The 21,489-nt window shown below is 69.3% G+C and carries 22 protein-coding genes and 2 pseudogenes; 14 read left to right on the top strand and 10 right to left on the bottom strand.

What is annotated here, in order from left to right; all coding sequences use genetic code 11:
* Positions 1-447 precede the first annotated feature (447 nt).
* The 4 genes and pseudogenes from AB0D53_RS23280 to AB0D53_RS23265 form a co-directional block, all read left to right on the top strand.
* Positions 448-570, top strand: a pseudogene (locus tag AB0D53_RS23280) (FAD-binding protein); the annotation flags it as partial.
* A 102-nt stretch (positions 571-672) separates the two neighbouring features.
* A complete protein-coding gene (locus tag AB0D53_RS23275) occupies positions 673-900 on the top strand; it encodes a ferredoxin (RefSeq protein ID WP_362449570.1) in 228 nt (75 codons plus the stop codon).
* The gene (locus tag AB0D53_RS23270) at positions 890-2,284 is read left to right on the top strand and encodes an FAD-dependent oxidoreductase (protein WP_362449568.1); all 1,395 of its coding nucleotides are present in this window, start codon (positions 890-892) and stop codon (positions 2,282-2,284) included. The genes AB0D53_RS23275 and AB0D53_RS23270 overlap by 11 nt, the downstream gene beginning before the upstream one ends.
* Before the next feature lie 40 nt (positions 2,285-2,324).
* Positions 2,325-3,533, top strand: a complete 1,209-nt coding sequence (locus AB0D53_RS23265; RefSeq protein ID WP_362449566.1) for a cytochrome P450 — start codon at positions 2,325-2,327, stop codon at positions 3,531-3,533.
* Between the two features lie 313 nt (positions 3,534-3,846).
* Here AB0D53_RS23265 and AB0D53_RS23260 read toward each other — a convergent pair.
* Positions 3,847-3,945: pseudogene (locus AB0D53_RS23260) on the bottom strand (transposase); the annotation flags it as partial.
* A 635-nt stretch (positions 3,946-4,580) separates the two neighbouring features.
* Here AB0D53_RS23260 and AB0D53_RS23255 point away from each other — a divergent pair.
* From AB0D53_RS23255 to AB0D53_RS23235, 5 genes are all read left to right on the top strand, one after another.
* A complete protein-coding gene (locus tag AB0D53_RS23255) occupies positions 4,581-5,276 on the top strand; it encodes a type 1 glutamine amidotransferase domain-containing protein (protein ID WP_362449564.1) in 696 nt (231 codons plus the stop codon).
* A 243-nt stretch (positions 5,277-5,519) separates the two neighbouring features.
* The gene (locus AB0D53_RS23250) at positions 5,520-7,922 is read left to right on the top strand and encodes an FUSC family protein (protein ID WP_362449562.1); all 2,403 of its coding nucleotides are present in this window, start codon (positions 5,520-5,522) and stop codon (positions 7,920-7,922) included.
* A 269-nt stretch (positions 7,923-8,191) separates the two neighbouring features.
* Entirely contained in the window at positions 8,192-8,638 is a 447-nt protein-coding gene (locus AB0D53_RS23245) for an SDR family oxidoreductase (protein ID WP_362449560.1), read from the top strand.
* 10 nt (positions 8,639-8,648) lie between these two features.
* Positions 8,649-8,741, top strand: coding sequence for an SDR family oxidoreductase (locus AB0D53_RS23240; RefSeq protein WP_362449558.1), 93 nt, complete (start codon positions 8,649-8,651; stop codon positions 8,739-8,741).
* A gap of 216 nt (positions 8,742-8,957) precedes the next feature.
* Complete coding sequence (locus tag AB0D53_RS23235) at positions 8,958-9,443, top strand: DUF5707 domain-containing protein (RefSeq protein WP_362449556.1); 486 nt, start codon at positions 8,958-8,960, stop codon at positions 9,441-9,443.
* A gap of 51 nt (positions 9,444-9,494) precedes the next feature.
* Here the strand turns inward: AB0D53_RS23235 and AB0D53_RS23230 are convergent, their stop codons facing one another.
* The 5 genes from AB0D53_RS23230 to AB0D53_RS23210 form a co-directional block, all read right to left on the bottom strand.
* A complete protein-coding gene (locus AB0D53_RS23230) occupies positions 9,495-9,995 on the bottom strand; it encodes a MarR family transcriptional regulator (RefSeq protein WP_362449554.1) in 501 nt (166 codons plus the stop codon).
* 103 nt (positions 9,996-10,098) lie between these two features.
* Complete coding sequence (locus AB0D53_RS23225) at positions 10,099-10,290, bottom strand: hypothetical protein (protein ID WP_362449552.1); 192 nt, start codon at positions 10,288-10,290, stop codon at positions 10,099-10,101.
* Positions 10,291-10,426: 136 nt separating this feature from the next.
* Positions 10,427-10,900: an ester cyclase gene (locus tag AB0D53_RS23220; protein WP_362449550.1), complete on the bottom strand. Its 474-nt coding sequence runs from the start codon at positions 10,898-10,900 to the stop codon at positions 10,427-10,429.
* 121 nt (positions 10,901-11,021) lie between these two features.
* Positions 11,022-12,077: an LLM class flavin-dependent oxidoreductase gene (locus tag AB0D53_RS23215; RefSeq protein WP_362449548.1), complete on the bottom strand. Its 1,056-nt coding sequence runs from the start codon at positions 12,075-12,077 to the stop codon at positions 11,022-11,024.
* A gap of 33 nt (positions 12,078-12,110) precedes the next feature.
* Complete coding sequence (locus AB0D53_RS23210; protein ID WP_362449546.1) at positions 12,111-12,761, bottom strand: NAD(P)-binding domain-containing protein; 651 nt, start codon at positions 12,759-12,761, stop codon at positions 12,111-12,113.
* Positions 12,762-12,845: 84 nt separating this feature from the next.
* Between AB0D53_RS23210 and AB0D53_RS23205 the strand changes: the two genes are divergently transcribed.
* Positions 12,846-13,799: an LLM class flavin-dependent oxidoreductase gene (locus AB0D53_RS23205; RefSeq protein ID WP_362449544.1), complete on the top strand. Its 954-nt coding sequence runs from the start codon at positions 12,846-12,848 to the stop codon at positions 13,797-13,799.
* Positions 13,800-13,970: 171 nt separating this feature from the next.
* Here AB0D53_RS23205 and AB0D53_RS23200 read toward each other — a convergent pair whose 3' ends face one another.
* Positions 13,971-14,327: a UBP-type zinc finger domain-containing protein gene (locus AB0D53_RS23200; protein WP_362449542.1), complete on the bottom strand. Its 357-nt coding sequence runs from the start codon at positions 14,325-14,327 to the stop codon at positions 13,971-13,973.
* A gap of 623 nt (positions 14,328-14,950) precedes the next feature.
* On the opposite strand from AB0D53_RS23200, the gene AB0D53_RS23195 reads away from it, so the two are divergent.
* The gene (locus tag AB0D53_RS23195; RefSeq protein WP_362449540.1) at positions 14,951-16,627 is read left to right on the top strand and encodes an FAD-dependent oxidoreductase; all 1,677 of its coding nucleotides are present in this window, start codon (positions 14,951-14,953) and stop codon (positions 16,625-16,627) included.
* 555 nt (positions 16,628-17,182) lie between these two features.
* Here the strand turns inward: AB0D53_RS23195 and AB0D53_RS23190 are convergent.
* A complete protein-coding gene (locus AB0D53_RS23190; RefSeq protein ID WP_362449538.1) occupies positions 17,183-18,148 on the bottom strand; it encodes a pirin family protein in 966 nt (321 codons plus the stop codon).
* Positions 18,149-18,326: 178 nt separating this feature from the next.
* Between AB0D53_RS23190 and AB0D53_RS23185 the strand changes: the two genes are divergently transcribed.
* Complete coding sequence (locus tag AB0D53_RS23185) at positions 18,327-18,728, top strand: tetratricopeptide repeat protein (RefSeq protein WP_362449536.1); 402 nt, start codon at positions 18,327-18,329, stop codon at positions 18,726-18,728.
* 105 nt (positions 18,729-18,833) lie between these two features.
* Positions 18,834-19,340 carry a GNAT family N-acetyltransferase gene (locus tag AB0D53_RS23180; protein ID WP_362449534.1) on the top strand — a complete coding sequence of 169 codons (507 nt, stop codon included), beginning with the start codon at positions 18,834-18,836 and terminating at the stop codon, positions 19,338-19,340.
* A gap of 78 nt (positions 19,341-19,418) precedes the next feature.
* Here AB0D53_RS23180 and AB0D53_RS23175 read toward each other — a convergent pair whose 3' ends face one another.
* Complete coding sequence (locus AB0D53_RS23175) at positions 19,419-20,192, bottom strand: CbtA family protein (RefSeq protein ID WP_362449532.1); 774 nt, start codon at positions 20,190-20,192, stop codon at positions 19,419-19,421.
* 27 nt (positions 20,193-20,219) lie between these two features.
* On the bottom strand, positions 20,220-20,438 hold the full coding sequence (locus AB0D53_RS23170) for a CbtB-domain containing protein (protein ID WP_362449530.1): 219 nt from the start codon (positions 20,436-20,438) through the stop codon (positions 20,220-20,222).
* Positions 20,439-20,697: 259 nt separating this feature from the next.
* Here AB0D53_RS23170 and AB0D53_RS23165 point away from each other — a divergent pair, with 259 nt between their 5' ends.
* Positions 20,698-21,300 (top strand): histidine phosphatase family protein, encoded by a 603-nt coding sequence (locus AB0D53_RS23165; RefSeq protein ID WP_362449528.1) that lies wholly within the window; start codon positions 20,698-20,700, stop codon positions 21,298-21,300.
* Positions 21,301-21,489 lie beyond the last annotated feature (189 nt).

Raw genomic sequence — 21,489 nt, 5'->3', positions numbered from 1 at the left:
GAGCGGCCGGCGGGCGTTGTGCCGGTGGCCGGCGGCGATACTTCTCTTCCCGGCGAGGCGAAGGGAGCTGATGGCGGGGTTGCGCCAGGTCGCCAAGGCGCCGATGCGGAGCCGGGCGCAGCTGGGAAGCTTCCTCGTCGATCCTCACGTCTCGGACGTGGTCCGGTTCTTCGATCTTCAGTGGCGGCGGATCAGCCGAGCGAGCTCGGCGGGTGTGGCTTGTTCGCGATCCTCGCACGCGAGCGGCTCGCTCGGGGCAGTCGGTTCGGACGTGGAGGAGCAGCCCGAAGCCGAGGCACTGTTGCGGCAACTCCGGTGCCCGTCGCGGACCTCCCCCTCGTGCTCGTCCCGGGGCGGCCGATGCTGCGCAACACGCAACCGGCCAACATCGACGAAGAGTTCGGGGAGCCGTCGGCCGAGGCCGACTCCGACGACCGGGACGTCTGCGACCTGCTGGTCGTCGGAGGCGGCCCGGGCGGCCTGGCAGCGGCGGTGTACGACGCGTCGGAGGGGCTGCAGACGGCACTGCTCGACACGGCGGCCCCCGCATCCGGTTTGCGGGCTGCTACGCAGGGGCCGATCCTGGACGTAAGGCATGCCGACCGATCGTATGGACCGAGCGCAAGGGTTGCGAAGCCTAGGACCGTGGCCTGATCAGGGAGCGGGTTCCAGATGAGGCTTGTCGTCGATCTCAACCGGTGCCAGGGATTCGCTCAGTGCGTCTTTCTCGCCCCGGACGTCTTCGCTCTGCATGGCGACGAAGCGCTGCTGTTCTCCCCTCGCTTCGACGAGGCGCAACGTGACCGGGTGGAAAAGGCCGCTGCGGCCTGCCCGGTCCAGGCCATCCTCGTCGACTACTCCGACGAGCCGACGAAGGGCGTGGAGCCCCATGTCCGCTGAGAGGGACGTCGAGGTGTTGCGGCGCCAGGGCCGCATTGTCGTCGTCGGTGCCTCGCTGGCCGGGCTGCGCGCGGCGGAGACCTTGCGCGACAAGGGTTTCACCGGATCGCTGACCATGATCGGCGACGAGCCGTACGAACCCTACGACCGACCGCCGCTGTCGAAGCAGGCGCTGCTCGGGCGGGCGCGGGCCGAGGACACTGCATTGCCGCGGCGGCGCGACATCGACGCCGAGTGGCGTCTGGGCGTCGCCGCGGAGGGCCTGGACCGGGACGCGAAGCGGGTGCGCCTGGCGAACGGCGACACCGTTCCCTACGACCGCCTGCTGATCACCACCGGGACCAGAGCGCGGTCCTGGTTCCACCCGGAAGAGGCCGCGCTGGACGGGGTGTTCGTGCTGCGTACCCGCGACGACTCCGCACGCCTGCACCGGAAACTGACCGGGGGCGCGTCCAGGGTACTGGTGATCGGCGCCGGTTTCACGGGCTCCGAGGTCGCCTCTGCCTGCCGGGAGTTGGGCCTTGAGGTCACGGTCGCCGAACGCGGCCCGGCACCGCTGGTGGGCGCGCTCGGCGGGGTGATCGGCGCGGTCGCGGAACGGCTGCAGCGCAAGTTCGGAGTCGACCTGCGCTGCGGGGTCAGCGTCACTGCCCTTGAGGGCGACTTTGCGGGACGACTCAGGCGCGCTCATCTGTCCGACGGTTCGGCGATCGACGTGGAGGTGGCGGTCGTCTCGCTCGGTGCTGTCCGGAACACGGAATGGCTCGCCGGCTCGGGGGTGGCCGCGGGCCCCCGGGGTGTCGCGTGCGACGCCGGGTGCCGGGTGTTCGACGTCAATGGCATCGTCACCGACGACATCTACGCCGCCGGTGATGTCGCACGCAGCCCCCACCCGCTGTTCGATTACCAGTTCCTGGCGCTGGAGCACTGGGGCAACGCGGTCGAACAGGCCGAGATCGCCGCCCACAACATGATCTGTGCAGGTCCGGAGCGCCGTCCGCATCTGTGGCTGCCGATGTTCTGGTCCTCCCAGTTCGGTGTCAACATCAAGTCGGTGGGTGTTCCCTCGCTGGGCGACCAGTTGGTCGTCGCCCAGGGGACGCTCGCCGAGGAGCGGTTCGTAGCGGTGTACGGGTACCGCGGCCGCGTCATCGCCGCAGCGTCTTTCGACGGAGCCAAGTGGCTGGGGTTCTACGAGCAGCAGATCGCGGCCGGCGCGCCGTTCCCGCCCGAGTACCGCCTGGTCGACCGTCGCACCGAAACGCTGCAGCCGGTCGACCCGGCCTTCCCCGACCCCCATCTGCCCACCCATGGGGCCACGGTCACGCTGACGGGTCACTCACCGAGCGAGCGACGTGTCGAGTTCGTTCCGTCGCATGCCTGATCACCGGCCTTGTGCCGCCCGGAGCCCCTCAGGAGACACCATGACGCCAGGCACCATCACTGCGCAGATCACCGACTACGCCAATCGGGCCGATCCGTACCCGCTCTACGCAGAACTACGCAAGACACCGGTCAGGCGGGAGGACGACGGCACCTACCTGGTCAGCACCTACTACGAGGTGCGGAGCCTGGCCAACGACCCACGGCTGAGCAACGACACGAGCAACCGTCCGCCGGGCTACGCCCGCGTCGGGCACCCGGCGGCGGAGACCGGCCTGCCTCCCAGCTTCATCTTCACCGACCCGCCCGTGCACGACCGGCTGCGCGACACCATCAACCGGCCGTTCGGTCCCCCGCACAGCCCCGGATTCCTCGACGGCCTGCGCGGAGAGCTGGCCCAGGTCGTCACCGAGCTGCTGGACGCCTTCGACGACAAGGACCAGGTCGACATCGTCGAGGACTTCTCCTATCCCCTTCCCGTCACCGCCATCTGCAAGGTCCTGGGTGTGCCTCGCGAGGACGAACCGCTCTTCCACGGCTGGGCCGACGCCCTCGCGTCCGGAATCGATCCCCAAGCCTCCGGCGGGAGCGGCCAGGAGAAGGCACAGCAGGCGCGCCAGGACATCGGCGCCTACCTGTCCGACCTGATCGAGACCAAACGCCGCCACCCCGGCCCCGGAATCCTCAGCGCCCTCGCCCCCGACATGACACCGGCAGACCTGGAGGCCACCGCGGTGCTGCTCCTGGTCGCCGGCCACGAGACCACCGTCAACGCGATCACCAACACGACCCTCACTCTGCTGCGCCACCCCGACGTACTTGACCGGTTCCAGAAGGAGCCGGAACTGGCCGTCCCCCTCATCGAGGAAGTGCTGCGATACGAGCCCCCGGTCCAGTTCGTCCCGTGGACCACCGCCCTGGCGGACATCGACGTCGCCGGTACCACCATCCCCAAGGGCTCACCGGTCTGGCTCATGCTGGCCGCGGCCAACCGCGACCCGAAACGCTTCAAGGACCCCGACCGGTTCGATCCCGACCGCAAGGACAACGAGCACCTGGGTTTCTACACCGGCATCCACTACTGCTTCGGTGCCCCGCTCGCCCGTATAGAACTACATGTGGCTGTGCCCGAACTGTTCCGCCGGGTCAAGTTCTCCCGGCTGATCGAGGACCCGCCGCCGTACCGTGCCAACGCGGTGCTGCGCGGCCCCCGCCACCTTCCCGTGGCGATCCAAGGCCTCACCGCCTGATCGTCGCGGAAGCCTTCGGAAGGGAGGGGGGCGATGCCGTGTTCGACGGGATTCTGGCTGAGGAGCGGACGCCATGGGCAGATTCGTGATGCGCCATCAGCCTGGGTGGTGTCGGCGACGGATCCGGCACGGACCTCGCCGCAGAACGGTGGTCGTCCGCGCTCACCGGTGACGACGAAGGCTTCATGGCGTTGATGCGGCTCCTGCCGGAGACGAACCTGCTGCGTCCGCCAGGGTGTACGCCCGGGCGACGGACCCTGATCTCGGTGACGTCCATCAGCGCGGTCCGCCCGGTCTCGCCGAGATGAGTGATCACATCGGCAGGCGTGCGAAGTCGCAAACCGCCCTCGATGCGACAGCCGCGCTCGGCGAGCAGAGGACGGATCTCGCCGACCGCACGGGTGATCGTCGATGTGACCGGTCGATCAGCTCGGCATCTCTGCGGGCCTGCCAGACCGGCCTCAACTCCGCCACCGGATCAGCAATCACTACCGCTGAAAGGCCCGTGACCCGACGCTCCGACATGATCAACCCACGTGCCTGCATCCCCACCACGAACAGCCCAACGATCCTACAGAGCCATCGTCACCGCCAACCATGCACGAGCTCGCCAATAAGTGCACGGACCGGAAAGCGAAATGCACCCGCATCGCAAATTCCGGATTCTACAATCTGGGGAATACATGACGGCGGCGAGCATCGTACGATCAGGGCGCACCTGAATCCCTGCACGACCGACGCAATTTCCGATTTATGCGGTCTTTTGTTTGAGCAGGCCACGGCGACCCGACGTCTGCGGAAACGGTGCCCTGCAGCCATGGTTGAGAGCAGGCACCCACCCGGGCTGTCGTCTCCGCCGGAATTTCCATGCCACACGCTTTTTAGTTCAGCATCGAGAGGCTCGGGGCGCAACGGTTGTACAGGGGCTCGGTTGCCGTCTCCTTCGCCTGCGAGTAGCTTGGGCGAAGGAGACTGGGTGGGATTATTGACCGTACTTTCAATCCGGATTTTTCGCCCTGTATTCAATGACAGAAGGAGGCTCTTTTCATGGCCAAGATTCTGTTTGTACTCACTGGCGCGAGCTACTGGACGCTGAATGATGGCCACCGGCATCCGACGGGTTACTGGGCCGAGGAATTCGTGGCGCCCTACAGCGCGTTCACGGAGGCCGGTCACGAGATCACCGTGGCGACACCGGGCGGGGTCGTCCCCGTCGTCGACGTGATGAGCCTGCGGCCCCGCATGGCAAGCGGCGAGGAGAACGCCCTCAGGGAAGAGGCCGTCATCGAGGCCGCCGAGGAACTGCGTCACCCCGTGCCCCTGAAGGACGTGCGCCTGGAGGACTACGACGCGTTCTACTATCCCGGCGGGCACGGCCCCATGGAGGACCTCGCCGTCGACGCCGACTCGGGGATGCTTCTGCGCAGGGCACTCGCTTCCGGCAGGCCCCTCGGCATCGTCTGCCACGCGCCTGCCGCGCTCCTCGCGACGCGTGACGAGTACGGAAAGACTCCCTTCGCCAACTACCGCATGACCGGCTTCTGCAACGAGGAGGAGGAAGGCGTCGGATTCGCCGGCAAGGCCAAGTGGCTGCTCGAGGACGAGTTGAAGAAGCTCCCCGTCGACTACTCGCGCGGACCGGCCTGGGAGTCGTACACAGTCTCCGACCGCAACCTCCACACGGGCCAGAACCCTGGTTCTTCCGCCGCCCTCGCCCAGGAGATCCTCAAGGTCATCTCCTGAGCCGGTGCCGGCGGCAGAGCACGGTCGGCCGAGCCGCTCCTGCCGATGAAGCACGGGTCTGAGGCCGGGCACAGGCACGTACTCCCCGTGCCCACCACGTTCCGGACCGGTCACCCGGCTCTGCGTACACCGGGGCGTCGAGTCCGGCTTACTCGCCCACTCATTTGACGGTCCATCAGCAGACCTGGTGAGCCGCCAGGGGTTTCCGGAATCCCGCCAGGCCAAGACGGAGAGGTGTCCGGCATGAACGCGTCCGGGGCCGGCGCAGAAAGCACCAGCGGGCAGGAACACGAGAACCACCCCGCCGACCCGTTGCCCGACCGGCTGTCGCGGTGGGCGCGGGCGTACGATCCTGGACTGTCCGCGCTGCGGCGCGCGTTGCGCGCCGCCGTCATCACACCCTCGCTGTTCGCGCTGTCGTATCTCGTGATCGGCAACCCGACCATGGCCATCTTCTCGGCGTTCGCGCCATTCGTTCTCATGATGTTCGTGGATTTCGGTGGCCCGATGCGCGAACGAGTGGCCGAGCAGACGACCCTGGTGCTGACCTCCACGGCACTGGTGTGCCTGGGGAGTCTCGCCGCCCGGACAGTGTGGCTCGCCGGCGTCGCCACCTTCGTGATCGTCTTTGTCATTCTGTTCTCCGGGATTCTCAGCTCCGCTCTGGCCGATGCCACCACCTCCCTCCTGATCAGCTTCGTCCTCCCCGCAACCCTGATCGGACCGGTGAGTTCGATCCCCGACCGGATCGCGGGCTGGGCTCTGGGCGGAGCCTCCACGATCGCGGCGGTCGCCTTCCTGTGGCCACGACCACCCGAAGAACCTCTGCGCACCTCCACCGCTCACGTCTGCGCACTGATGGCACGGCAGTTGCGGGCAGACGCCGACGGCAGCGGGGCGTCGTCCTCAGACCCGCCCCAGCCCGCCCCGGACGAGGTCGTCCGGGAAACAGCGGACGCCGTCGTCACAGTGCGGCAGGTCTTCTTCGCCACGCCGCACCGGCCCACCGGTCTGTCCACGACTGCCCGGGCCCTGGTGCGCCTGGTCGACCGGGTCGTCTGGCTCGGCGAGCTGCTGAAGCAGAGAGCGTCGACCAGCCGGAACGCGCCCGCCGGGGCAGCAGTACGCGAGGTTCAACTGGCCACTGCGGTGCTCCTGGAGCATGGGGCCTCGGCACTCCTTGAATCAGAGACCGTACGGTCCTCTCGCTCCGGTCCGGGACCTCCCCGCCGTGATCCGCCGCCGCCCGGCGGGACGGCCGCAGACCTCGCACGCCTGGAGACGGCGCGGGCCGGGCTGGAGGCGGCAATGACCGACTCCCTGCCCGTGGGAGCCACCGCCTCCTCGACCGAACCGCTCACCGCGGTGGTCGGCTCCCTGCTTCCGGGCTTCCGCACCCAGCGGATGAGCTTCCTGGCCGCCGCCATCGCCGCAGACATCGACCTGGCCGTCAGCGCCCGTCGCCGCACATGGTGGCAGCGGCTGCTCGGACACCGCCCGGCCGGGACACAGTCCGACCTCTCCTCGGCGCGCCAGCGCCTGGCCGAGCACTTGAACCGCCACTCCGTGTGGCTGCACAACAGCGTGCGCGGGGCCGCCGCACTGGCCATAGCCGTGGTACTCGCGCAGGTCAGCGGCCTGGAACACTCGTTCTGGGTCGTCTTCGGCACGCTGGCGGTACTGCGGACCAATGCCGTGAACACCGGACAGACGGTCGGCCGCGCCCTCCTGGGCACCGTTATCGGCTTCCTCATCGGCGTGGCGCTCATCGTCGCGGTGGGCTCGCACCCCGTCGTGCTGTGGCTGCTGTTGCCCGCGGCAATCGTACTGATCGGACTCGAACCGTCGGTCACCTCGTTCACGGCCGGACAGGCCGGATTCACCGTCGTGCTGCTCATCCTGTTCACCATCATCCAGCCCGTCGGATGGCGTGTCGGCCTGGTCCGCATCCAGGACATGGTGCTCGGCTGCGCGGTGAGCCTGGTCGTGGGACTCCTGTTCTGGCCACGAGGGGCAGGCTCCGCCCTGGGGCAGGCGCTGTGCAAGGCGATCAACGACGGCACACGGTACGTACGCGCCGCCGTCGGATACGGACTCACCCGGTGCGACCATCCAGTACCTCCCGCTCCGGAACCGGTCGAGGACCGGCGGCAGGCAGCCGCGTCGGCACGCAGGCTGGACGACGCCTTCCGCGGATACCTGGCCGAGCGCGGAACCAAACGACTGCCCCTGTCCGACGTGGCCACGCTGGTCAATACTGTCGCTGCCCTTCGCCTGACCGGCGACGCCGTCGTCGACCTGTGGTCACACGCGGGCTACGTCCCCCACGGGGCCCGGAACATGGCGCGCCCCCTGATTCTGGACGACTGCGACTCCGTCGTCGCCTGGTTCGAGACATCGGGACGTGCGCTGGCGGGACTCACCGCCGCGCCGGCTCACACGGGCGACGGACGGGTGGCGGACGTGGAACTGTGGGATGCCCTGCGCCGCGACCTGTCCGGCGACGCCGGGCAGGGGGCCGCCTCGGCGGCTGTACGGGTGATATGGACGGCAGACCATCTCGACACACTGCGCCGCCTGCAAACCCGGATCCTGCACCCCGTACGGGCTGCCGCCGAGGTGACGACCGCAGGCCGGCAGCCTTGACGGACGCGGTCCCGGACACCCTCGCGGATGACCACGGATGGCCACTCGACGAGCGCTATGACCTGCGTCAGCAGCAGCGTGATGCCGAAATGTGGGCGCAGTTCGAGCCCTGTCCGCATCAGTGCCCGTTGCTCCTCGCACACGCCGAGGTGTCGTTGTCCCGCCTTGAACCCGCCGTCTCGTCGGCCAGGCGTGGGCCCCAGCACCTGCGCGTACTGCGCGATGCGGTGATTGACCTGGGGCATCACCGACGAGGAGTACGAGCTTGAATGCCCCGACCCGCTCTGCTGAGCGGAGGTATGGGTGAGCACAAGAGGCCGGGGCTTCGTCAGCACGCCGGAGGACTACGCACCCTCAGCCGCTTCTCCGTCGTCCGGCAGGTCATTGCTCGCTCAGCCCGAGGATGTTCTCTTCACCGTCCCGCCGGCGATCGCGCTTCTGCCCCCGGCGGCACCTTCGTCGTCATCGGCTCGACCGTGTCCGTCCAACCCCCGGCCGGCATGGGCCTGTACGGCGGCATCAAGGCTGCGGTGCGCGCCTTCAGCCGGTCCTGGATCCAGGACATCAAGGGCACCGGCATCCGCATCAACGTCCTCGGCCCCGGCGCCGTCGACACCGAGTCCCTGTGCGGCGCGCTCGGCATGGCACGGGCACGGACGCCTTCTCCGACGCGGTCCGGAAGATGGGCGAGGGAACCCCACCGCGCGGATCGCTGACCCCCGGGAAATGGGCAAGGCCGCGGCCTTCCTCTCCAGCGATGCCTCCAGCTTCATCACCGGCGTCGAACTCTTCGCCGACGGCGGCATGGCGCAGGTCTGAGAAGACCCGCATCTCTACCGGGCCGGCTACTCGATCCGGCAAACGAGTAACCCATCAAGGCGAGTTGAGTACCCGTGCTCAGGCCCGGCCATCTCCGAGCCCCGGAGAATCGACAAAGCCGGCGCGGAAGGACCACGTCGGTTCCGCCCTGCAGTGGACTCAGCAGGCGAGTGGCCGACAATCGTGCGGCCGTCCGATCCAGTCACGGAGAACCCCATGTACCGTAGTCGCATCGCGCTGTCCGTCGCCGCCGGCGTCGTCGTCCTCGCTGGCGCCGGAACTTTCGCCATCGCCCAGGCGAGCGAGCAGTCCCCGACGCTCGCACACGGTTCCGCTCATTACGTCGCGCCCGCCGGCGGACGCGACGGTACTCTCCTCTTCACCGCGGACGTCACTGCGTCCTCAGGAGTCAAGAGCCTCAAGGTGCTGGCCTGGCCCGCCGCATCCGCGCTCGGCGACAACGAACCGACCGCCAAGGAGATGACCCAGGTGGAGTCCGCGACCTGCAAGCCGATCGACGCCGGCAACACGGTCCGCTGCACCTACACCACCGCGGTCACCGGCAGCGACGCCGCCACGTCCCCGCACGGCACCTGGCACATCGCAGTCCTCGCCACCGCTGAGTCAGGTACGACGACCCTGGAAACCAAGGCTGCGGACTTCGAGGTCGCTCAGAAACGGTCCGCCGCCGCCGGCGGATGAGTGTCACTGATCCTGGCCGGTGCCTCGCACCGGCCAGGATCCACGTGCTACTCACTCCCCGTCGTCGCTCGCGCGATGCCGAGCAGCATCGAAGTGCGTACGAACGCGGCCCAGCAGCGTGAAGAGCTGCTCGAGCTCGTCCCGGCTCAGGGCGTCGGCGAAGTAGTGCTTCACTGCTGCCAGGTGGGGACCCGAAGCGTTCCGGAGCGCGTCACGGCCGACCGGGGTGAGGACGATGAGCGTGCCGCGGCCGTCGGCACACGCTTCGCGCCGGATCAGGCCCAGCTTCTCCATCCTGCGCCCGAGATGGTGCGACAGGCGGCTGCGTTCCCAGTCGATGGCGTCGGCGAGCTCCGAGGAACGCATCGCACCGTCTTCGGCCTCACTGAGTGCCAGCAGTACGGCGTAGTCGCCCGGCGACACACCGACCTCCTGCAGTTCGGCGCCGAGCACTCTGCGCAGGTCCGCGGTCAGGTCGATCAGCGTCCGCCACGCCTTCATCTCGTGCGGCGCCAGCCACTTGGTGTCGGCATCGCGCCGATCGGCCTTCATGTGCGTTCCTCCTGCGGGTTGACGTGTCAAAGATATCGTCGCGGACTTCATCCGTTCGCCGCAGGCTCACTCCGACGCGGCCCACCCGGCTCCCGGCGGGTCGTCAAAGGCGCGCAATCCCGCCGTCGACCACCAGCGCCTGGCCCGTCATGAAGCTCGCCGCCTCCGTGGTCGTGAAGGAGACCACGCCCATCAGGCCCTCGGGGGCCGACCCGCTTGATCGCCGGGGTCGCCAGCACTGCGCCGTAGAGACCATCTCCTGCTGCAGGCCGGTCAGCGTGCCGAGAATGCGCACCGCGCCGGGGCGACCACCTTCGCCGTGACGTCGGCCGCGCCGACGGGCGCCAGGGCGGAACCGGGGAGGCCGATCGGCACTGGTCCGCCCCTCCTCCAGCTCACCCCTGGCGCTCCCCCGGACGCGGCGCTCGCCCTCATTCGTGCTGAACGGGCGCAGCACGACCGCCGGCCGGGGTCTCTCCGCTGATCTCCTGGAGGAACCGGCCGAAGTTGCCGTCCGACCAGTGCTCCACCGACTGTCCGTCCACCACACGGTCGATGGAGATCCCGGTGAGGCGGACTTCTCGCCCGGACGCCGGGATGCCCAGGATCGTTCCGGTGTGAATGCCGCTGAAGCCCCACCGGGTGACGACCTTGTCGCCCTCCGCGAACTGGTCGTAGACCTCCATCCTGTAGTTCGACAGGGACTTGGTGAGCTCGACGTCGCCGTCGATCCACACGTCACGCTGGTTCGGACCGTCGAAGCCGTGAAGCACGAGATCCTTCGCGATGTACCGCTCGAAGCCCACGGCCAGGTCACCGTTGTACGTGGCGTAGAACGCGGCGGCGACCTCCTTCGGCGACATGTGGTCCCGGACGTCCTCGCTCGACTGGCTGGTTGTGGCCATCTGTCTCACTCCTCTGATGTGACAGGCACCCCAGGGCACCTGCTTGACTCGTCAATTACCCCTCTGGAAGCCTGCCCGCTCAGACATCGCATGGACCGAGCGCCGGGGCCTGCGGGGGCGTTCAGCCGGCGAGCAACTTGCGTGCCTTCGGCACCACCTCGGCCCCGTACAGCTCGATGTTCGTACGCAGCCGATCCTCGGAGAGCCGGCCCATCGCGTACTTGAGGTCGAACCGGCCGGCATTCAGGTTCCGCATGGTGTTCGCCATCTTCTGGGCGACGGTGTCCGGCGAACCGACGTACAGCGAGCCGTGCGGGCCGACCTCGTGCAGGAAGTTCTCCTTGGTCGGGATCGCGAAGCCTCGGACTCTGCTCATGCGGGTCATCATGTCCAGGTAGTGCGGCCAGAACTCGTCGATCGCCCGCTCGTCGGTCGGTGCGATATGGCCGGGCGAGTGGATGCCGACAGGGCGGGATCCGTAGCCGAATCCGGTGATCGCCTGTGTGTAGAGCCGAGTCAGGGGCACGAACCGGTCCGGCGGGCCGCCGATGACGGCCAGTCGCAGGTTGAAGCCGTAACGCGCGGCGCGCACCACGGAGTTCGGGTTGCCGCCGACGCCGACCCAGACCGGCAGCGGCCGGTCCAGTTCGGGGACGACCTCCTGGTCGTGCAGCGGTGGCCGCACGGTGCCCTCCCAGGTGATCGGGCCACCCTTGAGGACCTCGGCGAAGAGGCTCAGCTTCTCATCGAAGAGCACGTCGTAGTCGGCGAGGTCGTGACCGAAGAGGGGGAAGGACTCGGTACTGGAGCCGCGCCCCAGGGTCACTTCCGCGCGGCCGCCGGAGATTGCGTTGAGCGTCGAGTACCGCTGGAAGACGCGGACGGGGTCGTCGGAGCTGAGGACCGTCACGGCGGAGCCAAGGCCGATCCGCGAGGTCCGGGTGGCGATGGCGCCGAGGACGAGGTCGCCTGCCGGCATCGGGAAGTCGGTGGTGTGGTGCTCACCGATGTTGAAGTGGTCGACGCCGAGTTCGTCGGCGAGTGCGCCCTGTTCGACGACCGCCCGGATGGCGTCCGCGTGCGAGAAGGGGCTGCCGTCGGCGGCGCTGGAGATGTCGCCGAAGGTGTCCAGACCGAATGTGTAGTCACGAGCCTGAGTCTGAGTCTGATCGGTCATGATGCGCTCCTCACGGGATTCGGTGCGGGGACGTCAGGCGGCGGCCGGTTGAGCGACGAGCGCGGTGAACTCGGCACGGCCCAGCGGAGTTCCGAAGACGGGCTCGCCCGGCTGGAAGGAGCGGCCTTCGCGCAGCGAGCCGAGCACGACGGGGTCGAAGCCGATCCGGTCCACGAAGGTGGTGACGAGGTCGAGCGCCTCGGCGTCGTCGCCCGCGATGCCCAGCGCACGCCGGTCCGGGGCACCGGCCGGCCGCCGGTCCTCCTCGATCTGGTGGTAGCCGAGGTGATTGAAGGTCTTCACCACGGCCGCGGAAACCAGGTGCTGCTGCACGATCTCGCTGCTGCTCAGGCCGTCCCGTTCGAAGAACTCCTGGCGGCCGTCGATCGGCTCCCAGTAGTTCATGGCGTCCACGACGATCTTGCCGGCGAACCACGTGGGGTCGAGCGTGGCGAAGCGGTGAAGCGGCAGCGCCAGGACGACGATGTCGGCGGCCGCGACCGCATCGGCGGCCCACATCGGCTCGGCCCCGGGCATCACGATGCTCGTGATCAGTTCGAGATCTGCGGGGCCGCCGGAAGCAGCTGCGTTGACCTGGTAGCCGGCCTCGACGGCGGCGCGGGCGAGCACCGAGCCGACCCTGCCGACGCCGAGTACGGAGATCACGGGGGCGATGTCGTTCATGACGGTTCCCTTCACGCAATCCATTGGTTGACATGTCAACCATAGGGCTACATGATTGACACGTCAACTACTCAGGAGGTAGCCGTGAGCTCCTACACGTTCGGGATCGACAGCTTCGGCGACATCACGGTCGACGAGACCGGCCGGCCCCTGCACGACGCCGAGGCGACCCGCGCACTGGTGGAGGAGGGCGTACTGGCCGAACAGTCCGGCCTGGACTTCTTCGGCCTCGGCGAGCACCACACCGCAGAGATGCCTCTATCGGCACCGGACCTCGTCCTGGCCTCGGTGGCGGCACGCACCTCGACGATCCACCTCGGCTCGGCCGTCACCGTGCTGAGTTCCGACGACCCGGTCCGTGTGTTCCAGCGGTACGCCACGCTGGACGCGCTCTCCTCCGGGCGCGCGGAGGTCATCCTGGGACGGGGCTCCAGCAAGGAGTCGTTCCCGCTCTTCGGATACGACCTCGCCGACTACGACGTGCTCTTCGAGGAGAAGTTGGACCTGTTCGCAGCCCTCCGCCGCGAAGAGCCCGTGAAGTGGCACGGAACCGTACGCGCCGCCTTCGACGGACTGCCCGTGGTGCCCCGCACCGAATCCGGGTCACTGCCGACCTGGGTCGGCGTCGGCGGCAACCCCGCCTCGGTCGTGCGGACCGCGAAGTACGGTCTGAACCTGATGCTCGCGCTCATCGGCGGCAATCCGGCCCGGTTCGCCAGACTCTCCGAGCTGTACCTGGCGAAGAACGGCTTCGCGGAGCACCCCATCGGCGTGCACTCGCCGGGCCACATCGCGGCCACCGACGAGGAAGCGGTCGAGCAGTACTGGGCGTACTACCGGACCTACCTCCTCGAAGCCCGCTACGAGCGCGGCTTCCCGCCGATCACCCGCGAGTTCTACGAGCACGAGATCGAGTACGGCTCCCTGTATGTCGGCTCACCGGCCACGGTCGCCGCGAAGATCACACGGACCATGAAGAACCTGCACGCATCACGCTTCGACCTGAAGTACGGGATGGGGCCGATGCCGCACAGCTAGCTGATGGAATCCATCCGGCTGTACGGCACCGAGGTCGTACCGCGCGTCAAGGAACTGCTGGCCCAGCCAGATGCCTGAGGAGTTTCTCCCGCGGTTCACGGCCCGCCGGGGATGACGCGCGCAGTCACTCATCGACCGGGTGTGGGCGGCAGGCAAGTCGGCGGTCTTCCGTCAGTGCCGGTCCAGCTGCTCCGCCCAGTCGGCGGGCACTCTCCCAGTGGGGCCCGGGACCGGCTGGTCGAGAGGGTGACTGTGGGGTGGCGCCAGTTCGGGTCCGGTCTCGGAATACTCCGAGGTGTCGAAGTTCCAGAACCAGCCTTCGCCCGGTTCGAAACTGCGGATCACGGGGTGTCCGGTCGCCGTCCAATGGGCGGTGGCGTGTTTGGCGGGCGAGTCGTCGCAGCACCCGACGTGGCCACACAGCGCGCAGCGCCGCAGGTGTACCCACCATCCGTCGGCGGCGTCGCACTCGACGCAGCCCGAACCGCTCGGCGGGACGGAGGTGTCGACGCCATTCTCCGATGTCATGAGCTCTCCTCCTGGACCATCCGCCGGACGAGGAAGCCGGCCTTCATGCCGGACTCAGTCAAGTATGTCCGGAAGGCGCCGCCGACGCGCCACGGCGCGGCCTTCCGGTCCGCCGCACCACGGATTCAGATGTTGAACGTCGATCGGTCGGCGCACATACTCCCGCTGCCGCCACCACGTAGGCCAACATCCGACTACGGGATCCCAGCCTCGAACGGACCGCCATCGTCCGGGGCGCTGAACGTCTCCGTCGAGCCTCGGACCGGCCGGGGCGGCTTACCTGCTCACGTGGTGTCGGAGCAGGCGCTCGGCAAGAATGCCTTGCCCGAGCTGCGGGGGTCGACCTCACTGGACCGGCTCGTCACGGACTCGTCCCCACCATTCGTCCTCTGACACGCCGCCGAGGACGCCTGCGTCCCACCCGAGCACACGTACCAGCTCGCCACGGCCCTGGCGGCGCACAAGGTCCCGCACAGCGGTTCGGGGCCTCATGGAGCGCCGCCGAGCAGGAATGTGCCGTGGGCCTCACAATGCGCGCCGCCGTTTCCTCACCCGCACGGGTGACAGACCGGGTGGACCGGCGGCACGCAGGATGAGACCGGGACCGGATCGAGAGGGTGACGATGGACGACCATGGACTGAGCGGGAATCCGGCGTGGACCCCGGTCGCGCGCCTCGCGCGCGAGCAGCTCGCTCGGCTCGGGGCGGTCGGTTCGGAGCATGCCACGGCCGCCGGGGAGGTCCTCTTCGCCGCCGGCGACGCGTCCTACGACTTCTTCGTCGTCCTCGACGGGGTGGCGGACGTCGTGGAACGGCTCGGTGAGGCGACCGAGCGGGTAGTGGCCTCGTACGGTCCGGGCGAATTCCTGGGCGAGATCGGCATGCTCACCGGCGAGCGCGCAAGCCTCGCCGGGGTCGTGCGGAGCGCGGGCCGGGTGCTGCGCGTCCCGCTGCGTCGGATCCAGGTGCTGATGACGCAGGACACCGACCTCAGCGACTTCGTTCTGCGAATCTTCCTCGAACGTCGGGCGAACCTGTTGCGCAAGGGCGCCGGTCTCACCCTGGTCGGGTCCCGGTACGACCCACGCTGCCGGGCACTGCTGCAGTCGTTCTCGCGCAGTCGGACCGCTGTGAACTGGCTGGATCTGGAGGAGCAGCCCGAGGCCGAGGCACTGTTGCGGGAACTCCGGGTGCCTGTCGCGGACCTCCCCATCGTGCTCGTCCCGGGGCGGCCGATGCTGCGCAACCCGCAGCCGGCCGACATCGCCGCAGAGTTCGGTGAGCTGCCCGCCGAGGCCGACGACGACCGGGACGTCTGCGACCTGCTGGTCGTCGGAGGCGGCCCGGGCGGACTGGCAGCGGCGGTGTACGGCGCGTCGGAGGGGCTGCAGACGGCCCTGCTCGACGCGGCGGCCTTCGGGGGCCAGGCCGGCACCTCCTCGCGGATCGAGAACTACCTCGGGTTCCCGGCCGGTCTCTCCGGCGCCGAGCTCGCCGCCCGCGGGACCGTGCAGGCGGCCAAGTTCGGCGTCCGGTTGCACCGCAACGCGCGAGCGGCGGCCTTCGCCGGCCGCGCCGGCAGGCACTGCGTCACCTGCGACGACGGGCGCGTGTTCAGGGCCCAGGACGTCATCATCGCGACCGGCGCCGAGTACCGGCGCCTGACCGTGCCCGGAGCCGAGGCCTGGGAGGGGAACAGCGTTCACTACGCCGCCACCGTCGTCGAGGCGCAGTCCTGTCGTGGCAGGCCGGTTGCTGTCATCGGCGGGGGAAACTCGGCGGGACAGGCCGCAATGTTCCTGTCGCGGACGTCCGATCCAGTACATCTGCTGGTCCGGGGCGAGGATCTGGACCATTCGATGTCGCGCTACCTTGTCGAGGCGATCGCGGCCGATCCGAGGATCCGGGTGTGGGTTCGGACGGAGGCGGTCGCCCTCGTGGCTGACTCTGCCGTCACCGGAATCGACGTCGTCGACCGAGGGGCCGGCCGGCGTTCGCACGTGAAAGCCGACGCCGTGTTCGTCTTCATCGGCGCGACGCCCTGCACCGGCTGGCTCGGCGGCCGGCTGGCGACGGATCGCGACGGCTTCCTGCTCACCGGACAAGATCTCGACGGCGCGTGGGAAGCCGATCGGGCACCGCTGCCCTTCGAGACGAGCGAGCCGGGCGTGTTCTGCGTCGGCGACGCGCGCAGCGGCAGCGTGAAGCGGGTCGCCACCGCCGTCGGCGAGGGGTCCGCCGCCGTCCGGCTCGTGTTCGAGCGCCGACGGCTGGACGGCGCTCGTCACCTGCTCGTGTGAGGGCCGGACACGGACGGAATCGGCACCATGGAGCCCGACGGGTGTCCACGGAACGCGGGATTCACGCCTGCTTCCACGACCGAGGAGCCCGGAACGTCGACGAACGTCCGCGAGGAACGGCCACCGACGTGTCCAGCACAGCACCGCGGTGGTGCGACGGAGCCGGGCGGAGACGACCCTCCACCAGATCGTGGAAGTCTCACACCCGTGCATGCTCCTTCGTGCGGCAGGGCGAAGGAGCCGTAGGTTACCGGGCGCCAGTCACCGCGCGGCCGGGAACCGCCATGGAGGGCTGGGAGCCCCAGGCCGCGAAGCGGTCACGGTGACAGCCCGGCGGGAGCAATGACCCTGCCACCACAAGCTGGCCACTCGTCAGAAGAGGTGGCATCGGGTCGGCATCGATCCGAGCAGACCCTGCCACGGATGACCGACCCGCGACCCTCTCGGATGCCTGCGGACCACCGGCGGCCGGCCCATTCGATGCCACTCGGCAAGGTGCCTCGACCAGCGTCGGTTCGGAGATCCGGGAGCCGCCGCAGACCACAAAAGGCCACGTCAACGTACCCGGCCACGGGCCTTGAGGGGCCCGGGCGGGAGTTCGGGTGCGGGCAGTCGGGCGCCGTCGTAGCCGTGGACCTCGCCGAACCGGGCGCCTTCCGTCCAGTCGTTTCGGGCCTGCACGATCTCGGCGTTGTCCCGGCCGATGAAGTTCCACCACATGACGAGCTCCTCCTCGAACGGCTCGCCGCCCAGGAGCATGAGGCCCGCGTCGGTGTCCGCGCGCAGTGGCAGCTCGGTGCGTCCGCACCCGAGGTAGAGCATGGAACCGGGGAGCACGGGCACTTCGTCGACCTCGGCCTGGCCGGACATGGAGAGCACCGCGTATTCGAAGTCCGGGTCGAGCGGCAGTCGGGCCCGGGCGCCGGCGGTCAGGGCGATGTCGGCGCCGACGATCGGGGTGTACGTGGTGCCGGGCGAGGTGGTGCCGTCGAGTTCGCCGAGGATCAGGGTGGCGGTGAGGCCCGGCGCCGTGACGGCCGGCAGGTCGGCGTGGTGCTGGAAGTGGGGCTCGACGTGGCGGTGGGCGTCGGGCAGTGCGACCCAGAGTTGGGCGCCGTGCAGAGACCTCGCGTGGGACTTCGGGCTCTCCTCGGAGTGGCTGATGGCCCGGCCGGAGGTCATCAGTCCCAGTTCGCGCGGACGGATCGTACGGAGGCTGCCGAGGCTGTCCCGGTGCAGGACCTCGCCGTCGTGCAGCCAGCTGACCGTCTGCAGGCCCATGTGCGGGTGGGGCGGCACCCGCATCCCCGGTTCGCCCGCGATGTCGTCGGGGCCGTAATGATCGACGAAGGCCCAGGCGCCGACCATCCGGCGGCCCAGATTGGGCAGCAGCCTGCGGACCTCGGTGGACTCGCCCAGCCGGACACGGCGAGGGGTGAGAAGTTCGCGTACGGGCTCGGCGACGACGAAGCCCCGTCCCCCGCAGACGGAGAGTTCGGCCTGGCGATCGAGATTGCTCATGGCGCTCAACCTATTCCCGTGCGGGCCCGGGGGTGCCGGTACCCACGCCGACAACTTAGTGGAATATTCAACCACTGGGCCGTGTTCCGGCCATTGCACGACGACCGAGCGGCAGCTGGGTCGATGACTGGACGGAGTCGGACGCGGTCCGGGGACGGTCCATGACGGAGGAGGTCAAGTGAGCGACACCTACTACGAGTTCGGCACGGCTGCCGACCGCTGGGACCGTGCGCAGATGTTCTTCGAGGCGAAGGAGTACATGTCGGCGGCCCGGATCCTGGAGGGGCTGGTCGAGGAGGTTCCGGAGCAGGTGTCGCCGCGTCTGCTGCTGGCCCGGACCTACTACCACTCGGCCCGGCTCGCGAAGGCCGAGGCGGAGCTGCGGGCGGTTCTGGAGCGCGACCCGGTGGAGCACTACGCGCGGCTGATGCTCGGGCGCACCCTGGAGCGCCAGGGACGGAGCGCGGAGGCGGCCGGCCATCTGCGGATGGCGGCGGCGTTCTCCGGGGACTTCGACTCCGGGCCGGCCTCCGGCCAGGGCTCCGGCCGGGCCGTCTCCCGGGAGCCTTCGGCCGGGTGAGCCCCGGGCTGACCGGCAGCGCGTTCGGCCGGGTCCTCCGCGGACCCGGCCGGGCCGTTCAATTCGGATGCCGGCCACCCGTCCCCCGTGATACTTCACTCGCTCATGACCGACCTCACGACTCCTCGCCTCCTGCTCCGCCTGATGAATGCCACCGATGCCCTGCGGGTGATGGCCGGCACACCGGAAGACGGGGCGCACTGGGCGCCCGGCTACCCGTCCCCCGGCGAGCGGGCCGCGGCCGAGCGCTTCCTCGACACCTGTGCGAGGAGCGGTGACCCCAGCCCCTTCGGCTCGTTCGAGATACGGCGCCGTGAGGACGGGCAGGTGATCGGCGGGATGGGATTCCACGGTGCGCCGGACGAGAACGGGCACGTCACGATCGGCTACGGCCTCGCCCCCTCGGCCCAGGGACTGGGCTACGCATCCGAGGCGCTGCGCGCCCTGCTGCGGTTCGCCCGCGGTCAGGGGGTGAGCTGTGTGCACGGTGACACCGATCTGGACAACATCGCGTCCCAGCGCGTCATGGAGGCCGTCGGCATGCGTCTGGTGGGAGAGGACGAGAAGTTGAAGTACTACCGGATCGACTGGGGCCCGCAGGCCGAGGAGTGAACCGGCAGTACGACTGAACCCCGCCGGGTGCTCCCGGCGGGGTTCGGGTCGTCGGGCGGCCCGCATGCGGCGCGCCGGTCAGCCGGCCGCCGTGGCCGCCCGTCCCGTGCCGCTGTTCCCGGCCGCGACGGTGCCGGTTCCCGGTGCGAGAAGGCGTTCCGTCAGATGGCCGAAGACCAGGCCGAAGGTCACCCAGAGAGTGGCCTGCACGGCGAGGGTGCTGAGCCGGAACTCCCACAGCAGGGTGGCCGGGAAGTCCTTGCCGACCTCGTTGAACGAGGGCAGGAACGCGTAGGCGAGGCCGATCACCACGACGTAACCGGCGGATGCCGCGATCGTCGCGTTCCAGTTGCCCAGACGGGGAGCCAGCCGTCTGCCGAGCATGACCGCGGCCACGGCCAGCAGCACGCTCAGGGCCACCATCAGGAAGAACAGAGCGGTACGGCGGCCGATGGTGTCGGGGTTGCCGACGGCCGGCGGGTTGGCCGGGTACTTCAGGAACGGCACGACGTACACCGTGAGCAGCGCCGCGCCCGCTATCAGGGCGGCTGTGGCCCGTGGGCCGAACCTGCCGATCCGGCCCAGCGCGTAGCAGAAGACGAGGGCGGCGATGCCGCCGATCGCCACACCGAAGACGAGCACACCGGTGGCGAGGCCGGCGGTGGACTGCATGGTGCGGCTGACCAGCTCCTCGCCGCCGTCGTGGTGATGACTGTGCGACTCCTCCAGGGCGATGGCCGCGTCCACACGCGACTCACCGAGGAAGTAGGCGACGAGCAGGGCGAGCACACCCGCGACGAGGCCGGCCAGCATGCCGCGTACGAGCAGGGCTCTGACAGATATGGAGTTCATGGAGCTTCCCCTGGATCGGACGGTACGTCAGTGGCAGGGGAAACCGAGGAGGTGGCGGCCGTCGTGGACCCACTCGTGGACACCTTCGCCGGAGATGACCGCGGTGGCGCCCTGCTCGGCGCCGACGAAGTACAGCAGTACGAGCATGAGGATGCCGAAGAAGACCGCCCAGGGGGCAATGGCCTTCAGGGAGATGGGGGTGAGCGCCGGTACGGCGGTGGTGGCGGGGGCAGCGGTCTGTGCCATGGCAGAACCTCCTGTGGGAACACGCGTCCCGATCGTGGTGCCTGAGACGTGGGTGCTGGGTCTGACTTCCCGCACAGGTACGGGTTCACAGTGGCGCGACCGTGCCGGATTCTCACCGGACTTCCGTCACACCTACGTCATGTTCGCCGTGACCATACCGCTTGGGGACAGGTGCCGCCATGGTGCCGGTGACCGGGCCGGACCCCACTGATGCCAGGGTGGGCACGGAGGGGCCGGAGTTCAGGGAGTTGACTGGGTCATGGCAGTACAGGTGATGTTGATCTCACCGGCGCTCAACGCCGCGCTGCGCGAGGCGCGCTTCGACGGCGACGCGACGCTCGACGCGGCCGGGGTCCGCCGGGCCCGGGCCGCCGCGGCGGCGGTGCCCCCGGCCGACCGGCTGCTGCGCGGACCGTCCGGTCGGTGCGCCGCGACCGCCGAGGCGCTGGGACTGTGCACCGAGCCCGAACCGGCGGTCCGTGGCTGGGACATGGGCCGGTGGAGCGGTCGGCGGCTGGCCGAGGTGAGCGCGGCCGAGCCGGAGGGCGTGTCGGCCTGGCTGACCGATCCCTCGGCGGCTCCCCACGGCGGCGAGTCGCTGCTGGAGCTGTGCGCCCGGGCCGGACGCTGGCTGGAGACGCTGGCGTCCACCGGAGAAGTGGCGGGCGCGGAGGGCCACCGCGTGCTGGGCGTCGTGGAGCCGGCGGTGGTGCGGGCCGCGATCGTGGGGGCGCTCGGCCTGCCTCCGGAGGCGTTCTGGCGGCTGGACGTCGCCCCACTGACGGTGACCGGGCTCAGCGGGCGCTCCGGCCGGTGGAACCTGCGGTGCGGACAACCGCTGTCTCCGACGCCGGCCGAATGATCCCGTCCGGACCCGTCCGATCGCGTAAGGACCCGACGCTGGATGCAAGAACTGTGGTCCGTACCAAGGCCTTGACACGGTGTTGCTTCACTTCTCAGCCTCCAGGTGGCACGGCTCCTTCGCCTGGTGTGAGGGCCTGGTCGTGCTGCGTGCCTGGGAGTGGGGATGGTGCCTATGCCCCCCGCCACT

The organism is Streptomyces sp. NPDC048295, assembly GCF_040652135.1.
GTDB lineage: Bacteria > Actinomycetota > Actinomycetes > Streptomycetales > Streptomycetaceae > Streptomyces.
Note: the sequence above shows the minus strand (reverse complement) of the source record. Positions and strands in the feature narration are given on the sequence as shown.

Coding starts and splice junctions, on each gene's coding strand:
- AB0D53_RS23215 (WP_362449548.1), bottom strand. CDS start 12,077: ATGACCGATCAGACTCAGACTCAGGCTCGTGACTACACATTCGGTCTG.
- AB0D53_RS23265 (WP_362449566.1), top strand. CDS start 2,325: ATGACGCCAGGCACCATCACTGCGCAGATCACCGACTACGCCAATCGG.
- AB0D53_RS23255 (WP_362449564.1), top strand. CDS start 4,581: ATGGCCAAGATTCTGTTTGTACTCACTGGCGCGAGCTACTGGACGCTG.
- AB0D53_RS23190 (WP_362449538.1), bottom strand. CDS start 18,148: ATGAGCAATCTCGATCGCCAGGCCGAACTCTCCGTCTGCGGGGGACGG.
- AB0D53_RS23235 (WP_362449556.1), top strand. CDS start 8,958: ATGTACCGTAGTCGCATCGCGCTGTCCGTCGCCGCCGGCGTCGTCGTC.
- AB0D53_RS23195 (WP_362449540.1), top strand. CDS start 14,951: ATGGACGACCATGGACTGAGCGGGAATCCGGCGTGGACCCCGGTCGCG.
- AB0D53_RS23250 (WP_362449562.1), top strand. CDS start 5,520: ATGAACGCGTCCGGGGCCGGCGCAGAAAGCACCAGCGGGCAGGAACAC.
- AB0D53_RS23170 (WP_362449530.1), bottom strand. CDS start 20,438: ATGGCACAGACCGCTGCCCCCGCCACCACCGCCGTACCGGCGCTCACC.
- AB0D53_RS23270 (WP_362449568.1), top strand. CDS start 890: ATGTCCGCTGAGAGGGACGTCGAGGTGTTGCGGCGCCAGGGCCGCATT.
- AB0D53_RS23165 (WP_362449528.1), top strand. CDS start 20,698: ATGGCAGTACAGGTGATGTTGATCTCACCGGCGCTCAACGCCGCGCTG.
- AB0D53_RS23200 (WP_362449542.1), bottom strand. CDS start 14,327: ATGACATCGGAGAATGGCGTCGACACCTCCGTCCCGCCGAGCGGTTCG.
- AB0D53_RS23220 (WP_362449550.1), bottom strand. CDS start 10,900: ATGGCCACAACCAGCCAGTCGAGCGAGGACGTCCGGGACCACATGTCG.
- AB0D53_RS23230 (WP_362449554.1), bottom strand. CDS start 9,995: ATGAAGGCCGATCGGCGCGATGCCGACACCAAGTGGCTGGCGCCGCAC.
- AB0D53_RS23275 (WP_362449570.1), top strand. CDS start 673: ATGAGGCTTGTCGTCGATCTCAACCGGTGCCAGGGATTCGCTCAGTGC.
- AB0D53_RS23175 (WP_362449532.1), bottom strand. CDS start 20,192: ATGAACTCCATATCTGTCAGAGCCCTGCTCGTACGCGGCATGCTGGCC.
- AB0D53_RS23210 (WP_362449546.1), bottom strand. CDS start 12,761: ATGAACGACATCGCCCCCGTGATCTCCGTACTCGGCGTCGGCAGGGTC.
- AB0D53_RS23180 (WP_362449534.1), top strand. CDS start 18,834: ATGACCGACCTCACGACTCCTCGCCTCCTGCTCCGCCTGATGAATGCC.
- AB0D53_RS23240 (WP_362449558.1), top strand. CDS start 8,649: ATGGGCAAGGCCGCGGCCTTCCTCTCCAGCGATGCCTCCAGCTTCATC.
- AB0D53_RS23245 (WP_362449560.1), top strand. CDS start 8,192: ATGCCCCGACCCGCTCTGCTGAGCGGAGGTATGGGTGAGCACAAGAGG.